This window comes from Pantoea sp. (genome assembly GCF_039594315.1).
Taxonomy (GTDB): Bacteria; Pseudomonadota; Gammaproteobacteria; order Enterobacterales; family Enterobacteriaceae; genus Pantoea.
In genome coordinates this window covers 1-16795 of record NZ_JBCNNP010000006.1, presented here as the reverse complement: position 1 = coordinate 16795, position 16795 = coordinate 1, and the positions used below count along the sequence as shown (strand labels likewise).

Sequence of the window (16795 nt, the reverse complement as noted above, 5' to 3'; positions counted from 1 at the left end):
ATGAACCAGTAACAGAAAGAAAAGAGGTCAATTTTTCAGATAAGCGCTAAGCGGCTTGAAAGCACAGATAAAAAACCGGAAGCGAAGCGCATTTCCCGACCAAAAATAAATATAAGCTGCTGTTTAATATGCTTTGTAACAATTTCGGCTAGAATATAAACCATTAATAACTGTCACACTGAGGCCTCTTTTTTTAACAATATTGTCTCAGGCAATGGCGCCTTTGGGAGTTGAACATGCAAGAGAACTACAAAATTCTGGTCGTCGATGACGATATGCGTCTGCGCGCGTTGCTCGAACGCTATCTCACCGAACAGGGCTTTCAGGTGCGTAGCGTTGCCAACGCCGAGCAGATGGATCGTCTGTTAACCCGCGAATCCTTCCACTTGATGGTGCTTGATTTGATGTTGCCGGGCGAAGATGGCCTGTCAATCTGCCGCCGTCTGCGCAGCCAAAGCAATCCGATGCCGATCATTATGGTCACCGCGAAAGGTGAAGAAGTCGATCGCATCGTGGGTCTGGAAATCGGCGCGGATGACTACATTCCAAAACCGTTCAACCCGCGTGAACTGCTGGCGCGTATTCGTGCCGTGTTGCGTCGTCAGGCCAATGAATTGCCAGGCGCACCTTCGCAGGAAGAAGCGGTTATCGCCTTCGGTAAGTTCAAGCTGAACCTCGGTACGCGTGAGATGTTCCGTGAAGATGAACCAATGCCATTAACCAGCGGTGAGTTTGCGGTGCTAAAAGCGCTGGTGAGCCACCCGCGTGAGCCGTTATCCCGCGATAAGCTGATGAATCTGGCGCGTGGTCGTGAATACAGTGCGATGGAACGTTCTATCGACGTGCAGATTTCCCGTCTGCGCCGCATGGTGGAAGAAGATCCGGCGCATCCGCGCTATATCCAGACCGTTTGGGGTCTTGGCTACGTATTCGTTCCGGACGGCAGCAAAGCATGAGGCGATTGCGCTTCTCACCCCGCAGTTCGTTTGCCCGCACTTTGCTATTGATCGTTACCTTGCTGTTCGTCAGCCTGGTAACGACCTACTTAGTGGTGCTGAATTTCGCCATTCTTCCCAGCTTGCAGCAGTTCAATAAAGTCCTCGCGTATGAAGTGCGTATGTTGATGACCGACCGGCTGCAGCTGGAAGATGGAACGCAGTTGGAAGTGCCTCCGGCCTTCCGACGCGAAATTTATCGCGAATTGGGCATCTCGTTGTATACCAACGCGGCGGCGGAAGAGAGCGGTTTGCGCTGGGCGCAGCATTACGAATTTCTCAGCGAGCAGATGGGGCAGCAGCTTGGCGGCCCAACCGATGTCCGCGTCGAGGTGAATAAAAACTCGCCGGTGGTGTGGCTGAAAACCTGGCTGTCGCCGGATATTTGGGTGCGCGTGCCGCTCACTGAAATCCATCAAGGCGATTTCTCGCCGCTGTTCCGCTACACGTTGGCGATCATGTTGCTGGCGATTGGCGGTGCCTGGCTGTTTATCCGCATCCAAAACCGACCCTTGGTGGATTTGGAGCATGCGGCGTTGCAGGTGGGTAAAGGCATTATTCCGCCGCCGTTGCGTGAATACGGCGCGTCTGAGGTGCGTTCGGTAACCCGGGCCTTTAACCAGATGGCGGCTGGCGTGAAGCAGTTGGCCGACGATCGTACCTTGTTGATGGCCGGCGTTAGCCATGATTTGCGTACGCCGCTGACGCGTATTCGTCTGGCCACGGAAATGATGAGTGAGCAAGACGGTTATCTGGCTGAGTCGATTAACAAAGATATCGAAGAGTGCAACGCCATCATCGAGCAGTTCATCGATTATCTGCGTACCGGGCAAGAGATGCAGACCGAGCGCGCCGATTTGAACAGCGTGCTGGGCGAAGTGGTGGCGGCGGAAAGCGGCTACGAGCGTGAAATCGAAAATGCGGTGATGACCGAGGATTTGATGCTGGATATCAACCCGCTGTCGATTAAGCGTGCGCTGGCGAATCTGGTGGTGAATGCAGCGCGTTACGGTAACGGTTGGATTAAAGTCAGCAGCGGTAAAGAGCTGAATCGCGCGTGGTTCCAGGTGGAAGATGATGGTCCGGGCATTAAGCCGGATCAGTTGCAGCATCTGTTCCAACCGTTTGTGCGTGGCGACAGCGCGCGCAGCACCAGCGGCACCGGCTTAGGCCTGGCGATTGTGCAACGTATTATTGATGCGCATGACGGTTCGCTGGAGATTGGTGATAGCGATCGCGGTGGTTTACGTATTCGTGCGTGGCTGCCGATCCCCGAAGGTGGCAGCAGTACGGCGGTGGCGAGTATTAATCACGTACCTTAAGGCATTAGCGGAACCGTAGCGGCGCAATTTATTGCGTTCTTTTGACCTTTTAAGATCAACTGAACGCGATGAATCGCGCCGCTACGGATTGTGCAGTTATCTGCAATGTTTCTGCAACTGCGGACCCGCCTGCACCAACGCTTTACCGGCGTCGTTGTCCGTATACTTCTCAAAGTTAGTGATAAAGCGCTGTGCCAGATCCTGCGCGGCTTGCTGCCAGGCGGCTTCAGTCGGCCAGCTGCGACGCGGATCGAGAATCGCACTCTCTACCTGCGGCAACTGCTTTGGCATCTGCAAGTTGAACACCGGCAAGGTTTCCGTCTCAACCCCATCCAACTCACCCGCCAGAATCGCATTGATAATCGCGCGCGTGTCTTTCAGCGAGATACGTTTACCGCTGCCGTTCCAACCGGTATTTACCAGATACGCCTGCGCACCTGCCGCTTCCATGCGCTTCACCAGCACATCGGAATACTGCGTTGGATGCAGCGTCAGGAACGCCGCACCAAAGCAGGCGGAGAAGGTTGGCGTCGGCTGCGTTACGCCGCGCTCAGTGCCAGCCAGCTTGGCGGTAAAGCCCGACAGGAAGTGATATTGCGTCTGCTCTGGTGTTAAGCGCGAAACCGGCGGCAACACGCCAAACGCATCGGCGGTGAGGAAAATCACCCTCTTAGCATGGCCCGCTTTGGAAACCGGCTGCACGATGTTTTCGATGTGCTCAATCGGGTACGAAACGCGGGTGTTTTCGGTTTTGCTGCCGTCCGCGTAATCCACGCTGCCATCGGCACGCACCACCACGTTTTCCAGCAGCGCATCGCGACGAATCGCGCGGTAGATTTCCGGTTCAGCCTGTTCAGACAGATTGATGGTTTTGGCGTAGCAGCCACCTTCAAAGTTGAACACACCATCGTCGTCCCAGCCGTGTTCATCATCGCCAATCAATTGGCGATCCGGATCGGTGGACAAGGTGGTTTTACCGGTACCCGAAAGACCGAAGAACACCGCGACATCACCCGTTTTACCGACGTTGGCCGAGCAGTGCATTGAGGCGATGCCTTTCAGTGGCAACAGGTAGTTCATGATGGCGAACAAGCCTTTCTTCATCTCGCCGCCGTACCAGGTGCCGCCAATCAACTGCATGCGCTCAGTCAGGTTGAAGGCGACGAAGTTCTCCGAGTGCAGACCTTGTGCCTGCCAATCTGGATTGGTGCACTGCGCGGCGTTCATCACCACGAAATCCGGTTTGAAGTCAGCCAACTCGGCATCGCTCGGACGGATAAACATGTTTTTGACGAAATGCGCCTGCCAGGCCACTTCCATCACGAAACGCACGCTCAGACGCGTGTCTGGATTGGCACCGCAGAACGCATCAATTACGAACAGACGTTTGCCGGAAAGCTGCTGGGTACAGCGATCTTTCAGTGCTTGCCAGGTTTCCTGCGACAGCGGCTGATTGTCATTTTTGCCGTTGCCAACATCGTTCCACCACAGGGTGTCGCGCGTAGTGTCGTCACGCACAATGTATTTATCTTTAGGCGAGCGACCGGTGAAAATGCCGGTATCCACGGCAATCGCGCCGCTCTGCGTCAGGGTGCCTCGCGCATAACCTTCCAGTTCTGGGCGGGTTTCTTCCTGAAATAACGTGTCGAAGTCAGGGTTGTACACCACTTCGGTGGTGCCGCTGATGCCCATAGAGGCGAGGTCTTGCGATGTCAGGCCGTTAACGCGCATGTGACTGCTCCTTAAATCGGTATCTGTTACTGCATATTTTTATGGGGTGATCCTGTTGCCCTTCACGCATAGCCACGCAGGGCAGATCGCGCGCAGTGTACTCTTATGAGCACAGCGGAAAAGAGAAGATAGTCAGAAATGCGAGCTGGAACGTGACAAGTAGATAAATCTGCCACTTATGAAACTAAAGTCAGCGTTATTAAGCTAATAACCGAGGAAAATGATAGGGATACGTTCAGCAGAAAAACGGGCGGCATAACCGCCCGTTCGAAAAATTAATGCACTTGATCGCTGTTGTTGGTCGATGCGCTACGAATGGCAGCAATATCTACCGCATCGAAAACGTAATTCGAACCGCAATAGTCGCAATTCATGTCGATTTTGCCATCTTCTTCGAGGATTTCGTCCACTTCTGCCACTGGCAGCGTGCTCAGCACTTCACCGCAGCGCTCGCGTGAACAGGTGCACTTAAAGCTCACTGGCGTAGGATCAAATACCGTGGCTTCTTCCTGATGGTACAGACGCCACAACACGTCGGTCGCTGGCAATTCGATCAGCTCTTCGCTCTTCACGGTTTCGGTCAGCGTGGCGAGGTGATTGAAATCATCGAGGTTCGACTCTTGTGCAGGCAACACTTGCAGCAGAATACCGGCTGCACCTTTTTCGCTGGTGCGGATGAACAGGCGCGTTGGTAACTGCTCAGAACGCATAAAGTAATCTTCCAGGCAACCCGCCAGCGTATCGGCTTCCAGACCGACCACGCCTTGATAGCGCTCGCCTTTCTCCGGTGAAATAGTGATCACCAGATAACCGTTGCCCACCATCTCTTTCAGGCTGCTGCCCGGTGCGATTTCCGCGTCTTCATTGACGCGCGCCACGCCGCGCAATTCCTGGCGGTTATTGCCATTGATCACCGCCAGCGTCAGAGGACCGTCGCCCTGCAACTGCACCGTGATATCGCCATCAAACTTCAGCGTGGCCGTTAGCAAGCTGGTGGCCGCCAGCAGTTCGCCCAGCAAGATTTTTACCGGTTCAGCATAATCATGATTTTTGACGATTTCACGCCAGGTTTCCGTCACGTTAACCAATTCGCCGCGCACGGCGACATTTTCAAACAGATAACGATGCAGTTGATCGTGTGCAGACATAGTGTTTCTCTCGTTGGGGGCGGGTTATTCGTCGCCCGACAATTTAAATTTCATCAGATCGCGGCGCTCTTTCTTATCCGGGCGGCGATCGGGGTGCGGCATAGTCAGGGAATTCATCTTGCGTGCCAACGCGGTTTTCTCACGCTTTTCGATGCTGGCGTCGGTTTCCGTATACAGCGCTTGCGCTTCACTGGCAGGACGACGTTGATCGGTCACTGCGGCAATCACCACCGTGCGTTCATCGTTGCCCTGACGCAGTGTGAGTTCAGCGTTTAGCTCAACTAACTTACTTGGCTTGCTGCGTTGGCCGTTGTAATGCACTTTGCCGCCTTCGATCATTTCACGGGCGATGGCGCGCGTTTTGTAAAAGCGCGCAGCCCACAGCCATTTATCGAGGCGAACGCCTTCAGCTACTTTTTCTTTCATTGCGGCTCCTGCTTTAACGCAGCGTTTCACACAATTGGCGATAATCGCGTACCGCCGGATGACGCTGGAAAGATTGATCGGGCCGACCAGAATCCGGATTGCTGACGCCTAAACACCAGCGAATGCCCCAGAGCGTGGCGGCATCCAGAATCGCTTCGCTGTCATCAATGAATAGCGCGCGAGCACGGTCAAATGCGGTGTGCTGCTGGACGGCCTGCCAGAGACGCGGATCCTCTTTCGGATACCCAAAGGTATGGGTTGAAAGCAATAAATCAAGGTGGGCAGCTAATCCAGTCTGCTCCAGTTTGACTTCAAGGTTATAAGGATGCGCATTGGTCAGCAGAATGGTGCGCTTGCCTGCCGCACGTAACGCCTGCAACAGCGGCAGCGTGTCTTCACGCATTGCTGCGCGATGGCGCTTTTCCCACGTCATGGCGCGGATATCCAGCGCCAGTTCCTGCGACCAATAATCGAGACAATACCAGTTTAGCGTATGCACCACGGCTTGATACTTCTGCTGGATCAGCTGATGTGCTTCGCTCAAGGTGATCGCGCGTTCGCGGCTTAACGTTTCCGGCACATGTTCGAGCCAGAAATGGCGATCAAAGGCGAGATCGAGCAGCGTGCCGTCCATATCCAACAGCACGGTATCAATCTCGGACCAGTTAAGCGTTGCCTGCATTTTTGGTTCTCGCCGCAAAAAAGTGGGCGACAGGGTAGCACAGAAGGGGAGGGCTCAGAACAGCGAGCGCACGCTCTGCATAGTGTTGAGGTTGTGGTTGAAGCACTTGTCGTAATACTGCTGAATCTCCGCCATGCGCAGGCGATTACGATGAATGCGACGCAGCGCCAGCAAGCCGTTGATGACCGCGCAGGCAAACAGCACCAACATTAACAGCGCGGTACCTAAATAGCGCCATTGCGCCATCGCATCCGGCTCATTGTGCAGCGCGATGTGGCGCGTGCCGTTGGCATCGGTGGTAATGCTGGTAATGATGCCGTTAGCGGCGAACGGCGTGTGCAGCAGCATTTCTGACATGCGTTGCAGTTCGCGCCATTGCGCAGGCGCATCAAGATCAAACAGCGGCACAGAAGGTGTTGGCTGCGTCACCATCTGACGACCTTCATCGCTAATAATCAGGAAGCCACCGGGCGGGGGACTATTGAGGTTTTCCGCCGCGCGACGTGTCTCACGTGAGAAGAAAGTCGAGGTAGCGGTAGTGACCAGATTTTCCAGCGCTTCAGCGCTCACTGGGCGCAGCAGCACGTTCATGCCGTTCAGCTTGCCGGAATCGGCGCGATGGATCAGCGAATCCCAATCCTTGGCGTTGCCCAGATTAACCAACGCATTTTTCAATCGTACGCAATCCTGTTGCTGGCTGCACAGCTCCTGGGTTTTCAGCACCAGATCGGAGAAATCGTCCAGCAGGATCATGCCGGATTTCTGAATCGCCGACGCTAACTGCGGGTTGAGTTTGGGATCGGTATTGGTTTCAGGATGAAGCTGGCGCGTGGTGGTATCCAGCAGCGCGGAGGCTTTATCAATGATGTCGGATTGTGGCTGCGGCAGCGGCACCGCGTTATTCCAGTAAATCGCTGAGCAATCGAACGGCATGTAAGCGTAGCTGCGATTACTTTGATAATTGCCCGGCACCGAACACATGCCGGTACCGGCGACTTTCAAACTATCACCGATGTGCAGCGGCAGCGCGTTAAGCTTATCAACACTGTTTACTTCAATGCTTTCAGTGCCTTTCACCCACGCAAGGCTGAGTTTGAGCGGCATGCTGAGCGGAATCCAGGTGAACAACATCACCAGCACCAGCAGTGAACCGCACGCCAGCACCAGATTTTTACGCCAGCGCTGCACCGGGAAATTGCGCACTTCATCCTGTAATGACAGGAAGCGACCTTGACGCACCACCTGACGATTGAGGTACATCTCCACATCCGTGACCTGGCCGAGATCGTGCGCCACGTACGGCTGCCAATGCGCGGGATAAATCAGATCGATAATGCCAAGCGAGATGTTGCTTTGTTCTTGATTCGATTCGCCAAACAATCCCCAACGCTTCGGTGCGCCGCGCAAACAGTGCACATCGCGCAATCCTTTGGCACCCGGGAAACGATAGAGGAACCACAGACTAACGGCGATCATCAAGCAGCCGAGCAGGGCAATCCACACCATCATGCTGCCGGGCAGCACCAAACTGAGGAAGAACAGCAGGAAAGCAAAACAAATCGCCACCGCTTCGCGCGTGCCTTCCGCGCGCGACAGTTGATACTCTTCGGCGGTCTCTTTACGGACCTGCAACAGCTCGACGTTCTCGCTCTCTTCTTTGCGAATCGAGGCGTTGGTCGACATTGGGCGCACCAGCGGCGGCAACACCGGTTGTTCTACTGCGTAATTCACCAGCGAATGCCCGTTGAGAGAGATCACCAGCGGCAGCGTTTGCGTACGAATCAGCTCAACGTAGTTTTCTTCGGCGATGTACTGTTCCCACAGCGGGGGCAGGTGCACTTCCACTTCATCGAGATAGTAGCGCCACTTGTGCGGATCGTCGGTAGAAAGGCCGTAGCGGGTAATCGCGCGGGTAACGGGATAGACATTGTTGCTTTGCGCAGTCAGCGTTAGCGTTTCGGGTTCGCGGGATTTTTTGCTGGCGCGTACGGTGCTGTGTTGCAGTTGTTTCGCCAGTAATGCGAGGTACTTCTCAACGGCACCGCGTTCTTCATCGGTGAGTTTGCGATGGGGCGGACTGATAAACGGCAGTGGTTTCGCCAACGGCGGACGATGCCGCATAGCGTACCAGTAGCCAATACCTGCAAGTAACGAGCAGGCGAGCATGACAGCCAGAATGACAATGTAAGTGCTCATGCTTTGCTCAATCCAGCCAAAAAACTGCCTTCACGTTTACGATGTACTCCCGGTGAATCCATCAATACAAGTCAATTTTGGCGAGCAGATGTCATTCTGACAAGGGAAAAGTCAGATAAAATAACGCGCAAAATCATTTAATTATAGTTTGTTAGATTATTCCTCAACGGGATGTTAACCAGACATGACTCAATTAAATATCGGTATTTTCTGAATTTAACAAAATACCGTTGACATATTGTGAGTTTTTAACTGCATAGATAACAATAAGTTGTTAGCAGCAGTAAGTGAATATGTGACACCATAGTTTCCCTTCGTTGTGTGTCGCACAATAGTTCGGGCTTCGGTATGCTGGCGTCATCACGTTTCACAGGGTAGTGCTAAGTTTGAGGCTGATATGAAAAACCCAATGAAAAAACCTGACATCCTCAATGTGGAAGCGGTTGCCCGTTCCCGCTTGTTCACTATTGAAGCGGTCGATCTCGCTTTCAGCAATGGCGCGCGCCGGGTTTACGAGCGTATGAAGCCTTCCGATCGTGAAGCGGTGATGATTGTGCCGATCATTGGCGATGACGTAATCCTGATTCAGGAGTACGCGGTTGGCCTGGAAAGTTATGAACTCGGTTTCCCAAAAGGTCTGATCGATCCCGGCGAAAGCGCTTTTGAAGCCGCCGATCGTGAACTGAAAGAAGAGGCCGGTTTTGGTGCTACCAAGCTGGAAGCACTCGGCAAGCTGACTATGGCGCCGTCCTATTTCTCCAGCAAAATGAACATTGTGGTGGCGGAAGGATTGTATGAAGAGAAGCTGGAAGGCGATGAGCCAGAACCGCTGATCGTCCACCGCTGGCCGTTGAATAATCTGCTGGCACTGTTGGAAGAACCAGACTTCCGCGAAGCGCGTAACGTTAGCGCCTTGTTTATGGTGCGCGAATGGCTGGTGAAGCAGGGGCGTTTGAGCTACTGATTTTTTGTCATGCTTTAAAAAAGAAAGCCGGCAAATTTGCCGGCTTTTTTAATCAGAACAGTTCGTGGCTTTGGCCGTTGTCCATCAGCGTAGTTCCCACATCATGCACCGAATACTCCGTCGGCTGCGTGCCATTGATGAAGTATTCCTGACGCGAGTTACCGCCATTCGCCAGCTTACCGGTGCCGCGATCGATATTCACCGTTACCACGCCATCCGGCGGTGTTAACGGTTGTACCGGCACGCCATCCAGCGCAGATTTCATGTACTCATCCCACGCAGGCTGCGCACTTTTCGCGCCACCTTCGTAGCCGGAAATCTGATCCGGAATCGCACCCGACATGGTTGAACGACCCAGTGCGCGCGAATCATCAAAACCGATCCACACGGACGTCACCACACCCGGACCGTAACCAGAGAACCACGCATCTTTCGAGCTGTTAGTGGTACCCGTTTTGCCGCCGATATCGTTACGTTTCAAATCGCGGCCTGCGCGCCAGCCCGTTCCCATCCAACCAGGCTCGCCGAAGATGTTGGTGTTCAGCGCGCTTTTGATCAGGAATGACAACGGCGTGTTAATCACATGCGGCGCATATTGCTGATCGCCAGCCGGTTGCGGTTGTGCAGGAACCTGCTCCAGCTCTGGCTGCGGCACTGCCTGGTTTTGCGATTGATCGGAGGTCGCGACGTTCTCAACACTCTCTTCGTTCAACGCCAGCGACTTTTTGGTGTCGCCATAGATCACCGGCAAGTTGCACTGCGGACAGGCAATTTTCGGTTTCTCTTCGAAGATTACGCCGCCTTGCTCATTCTCAATTTTGGTAATGAAGTACGGATCGACCAGGAAGCCGCCGTTTGCCATCACCGCATAGCCACGCACTACCTGCATAGGCGTAAAGGAGGCTGCACCTAACGCTAGCGATTCGGTATGGATGATGTTTTGCGCTGGGAAGCCAAAACGTTGCAGATATTCCGCCGCGTAATCCACGCCCATCGCACGCATCGCACGGACCATCACTACGTTTTTCGATTCACCCAAGCCCTGACGCAAACGGATTGGACCGGCATAAGTTGGCGGTGAGTTCTTCGGACGCCAATCTGCACCAGCACCGGCGTCCCAACGCGAAATCGGCACGTCATTAAGAATGGAAGCCAGCGTTAAGCCACGATCCATCGCTGCGGTATACAGGAACGGTTTGATGTTAGAACCGACTTGACGCAGCGCCTGAGTGGCGCGGTTAAACATGCTCTGGTTGAAGTCGAAACCACCAACCAGCGCGCGCACCGCACCGTCTTCAGGATTCAGTGACACCAGCGCAGAGTTCACCAATGGAACCTGGCCAAGCCACCAATCGTTGTTCACTTTGCGCACCCAAATCTGCTGGCCGGCTTGCAGCACCTGCGTCACGCTGCGCGGCGTTGGGCCTTGTAAGGTGTCAGATTTGTAAGCACGCGCCCAGCGAACGCCCGCCATGTTAAGCGAAACGCTGCTGCCATCTTTCAGCATCGCAGTGGCTTCGTCTGCACTGGCGTTGGTGATCACCGCCGCATTCAGTGGGCCGTATGCTGGCAGATCTTTCAAGGCGTTCTGGATACGGGTTTTATCCCAACTGGCTTCACCCGCTTTCCACAACACGTTGGTTGGGCCGCGATAACCGTGGCGCATGTCATACGCCATCACATTGTTGCGTACCGCTTGCTGTGCTGCTTCTTGCAGGTGGCGAGTCACGGTGGTGTACACCTTGTAGCCATCTTCATAAGCACTATCACCGTAACGTTTCACCATCTCCTGGCGCACCATTTCACTCAAATAAGGTGCAGAGAAGGCAATTTCCGGGCCGTGATAGCTGGCGGTCAGCGGCGTATTGCGCGCGTCGTTGTATTGCTGCTGGGTGATGTAGTTTTGATCCAACATACGCGCCAGCACCACATTACGACGCGATAATGCGCGCGCATGCGAATAGAGCGGGTTGAAGGTCGAAGGGGCTTTTGGCAGACCCGCAATCACCGCCATTTCGCTCAGCGAAAGCTGATCAACGGATTTACCGAAGTAAACCTGTGCCGCTGCGCCAACGCCGTAAGCACGGTAGCCGAGATAAATCTTGTTGAGATACAGCTCAAGAATCTCGTCTTTGCTTAGCAATTGTTCGATACGAATTGCCAGGAACGCTTCTTTAACCTTACGCATCAAGGTGCGTTCAGGACTCAGGAAGAAGTTGCGCGCCAGCTGCTGTGTGATGGTACTGGCACCCTGTGAGGCGTGACCAGACATCAACGCAATACTCGCCGCACGGAAGATGCCCACCGGATCGACGCCGTGGTGCTCGTAGAAACGGCTATCTTCCGTGGCAATAAACGCTTTGATTAACTCAGGCGGCATTTGCTGCAGAGTCAGCGGGACACGGCGCTTCTCACCGTATTGGGCGATCAAGTCGCCATCCGCGCTGTAAACCTGCATTGGCGTTTGCAGGCGTACATCTTTCAATGTGTTCACATCAGGCAGCTGCGGCTCTATGTATTTGTACAAACCATAAACCGTGCCAGCTCCCAGCAAAATGCAACACACTGCAAGGATCAATAAATACTTTACGAACTTCACCTGAGAATTCCCATCTGTTGTCGTTTGAGCAGTTTATAAACAACCGCGCGGTAGTATAAAGGCAACCCTGACGCTTTGATATACCCGTCATTCTTGAAGTTGCAGGCTTTTTGCAACGTCATTTATCAAGGGTATGCATACATCTTCCCTTCAATGATAAGGAGATCGCGCGCATGGCTTTTCAGCGCTGGCAAATTGGACTGGACATCCAAAACGGGCAAATTTGTGCCCTTGGCATCGAACGCCGCCGTCACGGTTGGCAGTTGCGCCATTGGTGGCAGCAAACGCTGCCGCACGATACGTTACGCAACGGCGTGTTGCAAACCACGCCTGCATTACACACGCTGTTAACGCGCTGGCAGCGTCAGTTGCCTAAGCGGTATTCACTGCGCGTTGGCCTGCCGCCACAGTTGGTTTTACAGCGCAGCTTGCCGCTGCCCGACATTACGCTGCGCGAGCCAGCGCTAAGTCGTTATGTGGCGGCTTCAGCGCAGCGGTTGTTTCCCGTCGAACCCGCATCCTTATCGATAGATTTCCGCGCTGCGGATAACTCCTCACAACTGCAGGTGACTGCGGCGCGGCGCGAGGTGATCGCGCAATGGTTGGCGCCACTCAAGCAAGCGGGGCTGCGGCCAGATGTGTTTGAACTAAGCAGCCTGGCGCTGACGCAGATCGCCATGCGCATCCCTTTACGCCATAACCAATTGTTGATCCATCCACTCAGCGATCATTGGCTGTGGACGTTAGCGGGCGAAACCACCACCTCTGGTGCCGGTAGCGAACCGCTGAATCTCACGCAACTGCGCGACACTTTTCCCCAGATGGAATCGGTGTTTTGTACCTCAGCCACGGCATTAACGGGAGAGAGGGTGCAATGCTGTCGGCCATTTTCCTTGCTGCATTATCTGCAACCGCCTTTACCCGTGCAGGAAGGCGAATTCGCCATCGCGCTTGGATTGGCATTGCGCCCGGAGGACATTTGATGCTAGCGGTTAACTTACTGCCGTGGCGTGCTCAGCAATGGCAAAGACGGCGGCGACAAAGCTTCTCTTTGCTGGCGGCGACCATGGTTATCACGCTGAGCATCCTACTGTGGTGGTGGTGGCGCGGTGTGCTGATTCACCAACAGCAATCTGAGGCGATGATGGATGCCACCTTTACCCTCAATGTATTGCAGCAACAGCTAGAACAGCAGCAATCCCTGCTGCAATTGCGCGAATCTTTGCTTCAGGTGCAGCGCGCCGGGCAACTTCGGCAAGAGCAGCACCAGCGCTGGCAACATTTCTGGCAGCAATTGCCGATGTTGCTGCCGGATACCTTGTGGCTGAACCGCGTGGAACGAAAACAAGGCTTGCTGATGCTCGAAGGCCAGGCGCAAAGCATGGCGGCCGTCAGTGCGTTTCGTCATCAGCTTCTCGCTCAACAGCTATTCAGCAGCGTGAAACAGGGCGGTGTGCTGCGTCAGTCTGCGGGTGATTACCGATTTGCACTGCATGCACGCGTGCAGGAGGAAGCCCATGAATGATCTGCTACAACGCTGGTTGATGCTAACGCTGCCGCTGCGCATCGGGTGGTTAGCTCTGTTGTCATTGGTGATATTGATGCTGGTATGGCTGGTAATGATTCGCCCGCAGCAGCAGGTGCATGCCAGCCAACAACGACAGTTGGAGCAGATGCGGCAACAGCAGCAGCAACGTCAACAAAAGCTGGCGGCTTTGCCTGCGCTAGATGCCTTACACACTGAGATTGCTTTATTACAGCAACCCGCAAGTGGTGTCGAGGCACGACAAACGCTGGAGAGCATTGTGGCGGCTCGCGGCGCTCAACTAGAGGCTTGGCATCCGGACAGCCAACCGCAGCAATTACAGCTGCGACTAGCGTGGCCGCAATTTATCCCGCTGTTTAGCGAGTTAGCCAGCACCACATTGCCCGTGCCGCAGCGCTTTCAACTGCAAGCTGAGCAAGGCGTATTGAACACGCAGCTTTGGCTGGAGAATGACGATGCGGAGTAGCGCGCTGCTTTTGCTGCTGTGCAGTTCACTGGCGCTGGCTCGCAATCCGTTCGAGCCGTTAGCCGAGACGCAATGCCAGATCCAAGTTGCTGCGCCGACAGGTTGGCGGCTGCAAGGGATTATCGGTGCGGCACCGCATTACGTTGCCTGGTTGGTTTCGCCGCAGGGTAAAAACCATCGACTAATCGATCAGGCACCTTTCCCGTTGCCGCCATGGCAGGTGGTACAGCTCACGGCGCACACGGTAGTGCTGAGCGCGACACAAAGTTGTCAGCCTCAGCACATCACATGGGTAATAAAAGGAGGTTTTTATGAAATGGATGACGCTACTGATGTTGCTGTGCCTGAGCGCGCCGCTGCACGCCAATGACGATCGCCTAAGTTTGGTATTTGACGATGCGCCCGTTGAGCGCATTTTGCAGGCGTTAGCTGATTATCAGCAGACCAACTTGCTGATTGCGCCGGGTGTCGAAGGTCGGCTTTCTATCCGTTTAGAGGATGTCGGTTGGGAGCGCGCGCTGACCTTGGTGACGCAACTGGCCAAGCTCACCGTGGTACAAGAAGAGGGCGTGTTGCTGGTCTATCCGGAAAGCTGGCAACAGCTGCAAATACAGCAGGCGCAGGCCGAGCGTGAAGAACAGCAGCAACAGACGCCGCTGGAGCAGCAAACGGTAACGCTGCATTACGCCAATGCCAGCGATATTCATCGTAGCCTGCAAGCGGAACGTTCACTGATGACGCCGCGCGGAAGCGTCACGGTAGACAATCGTACCAACAGTTTGTTGTTGCGTGATACGGCAAAGGCGCTGCGCGACACCGAGCGCTGGATTAAAGCGCTGGATTTACCGCTGGAGCAAGTGGAGCTGGCGGCGCACATCGTTACCATCAATGAAGAGCATTTGCGTGAGTTGGGCGTGAATTGGGGGACATCGCCCGCCGAGGTGGTGACGCAGGCGCTGCGTAATCCGCTGCTGGAGATTCCTCTGGCGGTGGGCAATCCCGCTTTGCGTGCGGGTATAACATTGGGGCAGGTGAGCGGTGAGTTGCTGAATCTCGAACTCAGTGCACTGGAGCAGGAAAACCAGATCGAAATCATCGCCAGTCCACGTTTGTTCACCTCGCATCAGCAAACCGCCACCATCAAACAAGGCACCGAAATTCCTTACGAGGTGAAATCCGGCAATAGCGGAGCCACGGCGATTGAATTTAAAGAAGCGGTGCTGGGGATGGAAGTAACGCCGGTGGTGCTGGGCAATGGGCGCATCCAGCTCAAACTCAAGCTGAGCCAGAATCTGCCCGGCAGAAGTCTCAGCATCGGCGACAATCAGGTGCTAAGCATCGATAAGCAGGAGATTGAAACCCAGGTGACCTTGCGTGATGGCGAAACCCTGGCACTCGGCGGCATTTTCCAGCAGCAGCGCACCCAGAGTGAACAGCGTGTGCCGTGGTTGGGTGACATCCCACTGCTGGGGAATTTATTCCGTCAGCAAACCGATGAGCAGAAGAAAAAGGAACTGGTAATCTTTATTACCCCGAGACTGGTCAGGGAAGCAGCGCTTACTGCCGGATAAAGCGGAAAATTCATCCTGTAGAGCCAACTGCGTTGACGCAGGGCTGGAATTAGCTTACAAGGTTTAGCGATTTTCAAAACGGTGTAACGGAACGCGGCAGAATAACCTTCCGAATGACGTCGGTCACAAGCGATACTGACGTCAAATGAACTATCTCCAAAATAATTCGAGTTGCAGAAAAGTGTCAAATGAGTGAATTCACTGTGCTTATTTTAGTAAGCATTTAGCGTGAACGAGCCCGGCCAACCTGCCTGTAGCACGAAATATAGTGGATCAGCGGAGGTGCGTTACCGTCTCGCGAACCATAGACCGGTCCTGTTAAGAGGTCGCCGGGGGCAATTTATTCGGTTGCCAAACGGCCATGAGTGTTGAGATAATTTTCCGTCTGACTCTTGTTAACGCTCATGAGGTCTCAGTTCCTGTCCCGCCAGCTATGCTGAACGCGGGGTATCATCAACGAATTCTTAGTAATACCGATAAAATGGCAGAGAAACGCAATATCTTTCTGGTTGGGCCGATGGGTGCCGGCAAAAGCACTATTGGTCGTCAGTTGGCTCAGCAACTCAATATGGAATTTTTCGATTCCGATCAGGAAATTGAGCGACGCACCGGAGCGGATGTAGGCTGGGTATTTGATGTGGAAGGCGAAGAAGGCTTCCGCGATCGTGAAGAAAAGATCATTAATGAGCTGACCGAGAAGCAGGGCATCGTCCTGGCGACCGGTGGCGGCTCCGTCAAATCCCGCGAGACCCGTAATCGTCTCTCCGCCCGCGGTGTGGTCGTATACCTTGAAACCACCATCGAAAAGCAACTTGCTCGTACCCAGCGCGATAAAAAGCGTCCGCTGTTGCAGGTTGAATCACCGCCGCGCGAAGTTCTGGAAGCGCTCGCCGGTGAACGTAATCCGCTTTATGAAGAGATCGCTGACGTCACTATTCGCACTGATGATCAAAGTGCAAAAGTGGTGGCCAATCAGATCATCAACATGCTGGAAAAGAACTAATCCAGCACCCTGAGGGCTCAGCAATAGGTATCGGTCATCATGGAGAAGATCACTGTCTCACTCGGGGATCGCAGTTACCCCATCACCATCGCTGCCGGACTGTTTAACGATCCGGCTTCTTTTTGGCCGCTCAAAGCAGGCGACAA

15 protein-coding genes are annotated in these 16795 nt (G+C 54.2%); 9 read left to right on the top strand and 6 right to left on the bottom strand.

From position 1 onward, the window contains the following. Nucleotides 1-236 precede the first annotated feature (236 nt). Nucleotides 237-956, top strand: coding sequence for a two-component system response regulator OmpR (gene ompR / locus ABDW13_RS06200; protein WP_001157751.1), 720 nt, complete (start codon nt 237-239; stop codon nt 954-956). Further along, nucleotides 953-2317, top strand: coding sequence for a two-component system sensor histidine kinase EnvZ (gene envZ / locus ABDW13_RS06195; protein ID WP_343551591.1), 1365 nt, complete (start codon nt 953-955; stop codon nt 2315-2317). Before ompR ends, envZ begins: the two co-directional genes overlap by 4 nt. A gap of 96 nt (nt 2318-2413) precedes the next feature. Here the strand turns inward: envZ and pckA are convergent, their stop codons facing one another. The 5 genes from pckA to ABDW13_RS06170 all read right to left on the bottom strand — a co-directional run bounded on the left by pckA (nt 2414) and on the right by ABDW13_RS06170 (nt 8500). Continuing rightward, the gene (pckA, locus tag ABDW13_RS06190; RefSeq protein WP_343551590.1) at nt 2414-4048 is read right to left on the bottom strand and encodes a phosphoenolpyruvate carboxykinase (ATP); all 1635 of its coding nucleotides are present in this window, start codon (nt 4046-4048) and stop codon (nt 2414-2416) included. 275 nt (nt 4049-4323) lie between these two features. Beyond that, nucleotides 4324-5196, bottom strand: a complete 873-nt coding sequence (gene hslO / locus ABDW13_RS06185) for an Hsp33 family molecular chaperone HslO (protein ID WP_343551589.1) — start codon at nt 5194-5196, stop codon at nt 4324-4326. A gap of 24 nt (nt 5197-5220) precedes the next feature. Then, a complete protein-coding gene (gene hslR, locus ABDW13_RS06180; protein WP_343551588.1) occupies nt 5221-5622 on the bottom strand; it encodes a ribosome-associated heat shock protein Hsp15 in 402 nt (133 codons plus the stop codon). Between the two features lie 13 nt (nt 5623-5635). Then, a complete protein-coding gene (yrfG, locus tag ABDW13_RS06175; protein ID WP_343551587.1) occupies nt 5636-6304 on the bottom strand; it encodes a GMP/IMP nucleotidase in 669 nt (222 codons plus the stop codon). A gap of 54 nt (nt 6305-6358) precedes the next feature. Next, nucleotides 6359-8500 (bottom strand): intracellular growth attenuator family protein, encoded by a 2142-nt coding sequence (locus ABDW13_RS06170; protein WP_343551586.1) that lies wholly within the window; start codon nt 8498-8500, stop codon nt 6359-6361. Between the two features lie 397 nt (nt 8501-8897). On the opposite strand from ABDW13_RS06170, the gene nudE reads away from it, so the two are divergent. Then, nucleotides 8898-9464, top strand: a complete 567-nt coding sequence (gene nudE / locus ABDW13_RS06165) for an ADP compounds hydrolase NudE (RefSeq protein WP_343551585.1) — start codon at nt 8898-8900, stop codon at nt 9462-9464. 52 nt (nt 9465-9516) lie between these two features. Here nudE and mrcA read toward each other — a convergent pair whose 3' ends face one another. Next, on the bottom strand, nt 9517-12063 hold the full coding sequence (gene mrcA, locus ABDW13_RS06160; RefSeq protein ID WP_343551584.1) for a peptidoglycan glycosyltransferase/peptidoglycan DD-transpeptidase MrcA: 2547 nt from the start codon (nt 12061-12063) through the stop codon (nt 9517-9519). A 173-nt stretch (nt 12064-12236) separates the two neighbouring features. On the opposite strand from mrcA, the gene pilM reads away from it, so the two are divergent. From pilM to aroK, 6 genes are all read left to right on the top strand, one after another. After that, nucleotides 12237-13046 carry a pilus assembly protein PilM gene (gene pilM / locus ABDW13_RS06155; RefSeq protein WP_343551583.1) on the top strand — a complete coding sequence of 270 codons (810 nt, stop codon included), beginning with the start codon at nt 12237-12239 and terminating at the stop codon, nt 13044-13046. Beyond that, nucleotides 13046-13588, top strand: coding sequence for a PilN domain-containing protein (locus ABDW13_RS06150; RefSeq protein ID WP_343551582.1), 543 nt, complete (start codon nt 13046-13048; stop codon nt 13586-13588). Before pilM ends, ABDW13_RS06150 begins: the two co-directional genes overlap by 1 nt. Then, the gene (locus ABDW13_RS06145) at nt 13581-14075 is read left to right on the top strand and encodes a hypothetical protein (protein ID WP_343551581.1); all 495 of its coding nucleotides are present in this window, start codon (nt 13581-13583) and stop codon (nt 14073-14075) included. Before ABDW13_RS06150 ends, ABDW13_RS06145 begins: the two co-directional genes overlap by 8 nt. Beyond that, on the top strand, nt 14065-14445 hold the full coding sequence (locus ABDW13_RS06140; protein WP_343551579.1) for a HofP DNA utilization family protein: 381 nt from the start codon (nt 14065-14067) through the stop codon (nt 14443-14445). Before ABDW13_RS06145 ends, ABDW13_RS06140 begins: the two co-directional genes overlap by 11 nt. Beyond that, nucleotides 14387-15646, top strand: a complete 1260-nt coding sequence (hofQ, locus tag ABDW13_RS06135; protein ID WP_343551578.1) for a DNA uptake porin HofQ — start codon at nt 14387-14389, stop codon at nt 15644-15646. Before ABDW13_RS06140 ends, hofQ begins: the two co-directional genes overlap by 59 nt. 481 nt (nt 15647-16127) lie before the next feature. Further along, complete coding sequence (aroK, locus tag ABDW13_RS06130) at nt 16128-16649, top strand: shikimate kinase AroK (protein WP_008107887.1); 522 nt, start codon at nt 16128-16130, stop codon at nt 16647-16649. Nucleotides 16650-16795: the final 146 nt, after the last annotated feature.

Excerpts from the sequence above, each read along its gene's own strand:
- ompR (WP_001157751.1), top strand. The coding sequence starts at position 237 with ATGCAAGAGAACTACAAAATTCTGGTCGTCGATGACGATATGCGTCTG.
- envZ (WP_343551591.1), top strand. The coding sequence starts at position 953 with ATGAGGCGATTGCGCTTCTCACCCCGCAGTTCGTTTGCCCGCACTTTG.
- pckA (WP_343551590.1), bottom strand. The coding sequence starts at position 4,048 with ATGCGCGTTAACGGCCTGACATCGCAAGACCTCGCCTCTATGGGCATC.
- hslO (WP_343551589.1), bottom strand. The coding sequence starts at position 5,196 with ATGTCTGCACACGATCAACTGCATCGTTATCTGTTTGAAAATGTCGCC.
- hslR (WP_343551588.1), bottom strand. The coding sequence starts at position 5,622 with ATGAAAGAAAAAGTAGCTGAAGGCGTTCGCCTCGATAAATGGCTGTGG.
- yrfG (WP_343551587.1), bottom strand. The coding sequence starts at position 6,304 with ATGCAGGCAACGCTTAACTGGTCCGAGATTGATACCGTGCTGTTGGAT.
- ABDW13_RS06170 (WP_343551586.1), bottom strand. The coding sequence starts at position 8,500 with ATGAGCACTTACATTGTCATTCTGGCTGTCATGCTCGCCTGCTCGTTA.
- nudE (WP_343551585.1), top strand. The coding sequence starts at position 8,898 with ATGAAAAACCCAATGAAAAAACCTGACATCCTCAATGTGGAAGCGGTT.
- pilM (WP_343551583.1), top strand. The coding sequence starts at position 12,237 with ATGGCTTTTCAGCGCTGGCAAATTGGACTGGACATCCAAAACGGGCAA.
- ABDW13_RS06150 (WP_343551582.1), top strand. The coding sequence starts at position 13,046 with ATGCTAGCGGTTAACTTACTGCCGTGGCGTGCTCAGCAATGGCAAAGA.
- ABDW13_RS06145 (WP_343551581.1), top strand. The coding sequence starts at position 13,581 with ATGAATGATCTGCTACAACGCTGGTTGATGCTAACGCTGCCGCTGCGC.
- ABDW13_RS06140 (WP_343551579.1), top strand. The coding sequence starts at position 14,065 with ATGCGGAGTAGCGCGCTGCTTTTGCTGCTGTGCAGTTCACTGGCGCTG.
- hofQ (WP_343551578.1), top strand. The coding sequence starts at position 14,387 with ATGAAATGGATGACGCTACTGATGTTGCTGTGCCTGAGCGCGCCGCTG.
- aroK (WP_008107887.1), top strand. The coding sequence starts at position 16,128 with ATGGCAGAGAAACGCAATATCTTTCTGGTTGGGCCGATGGGTGCCGGC.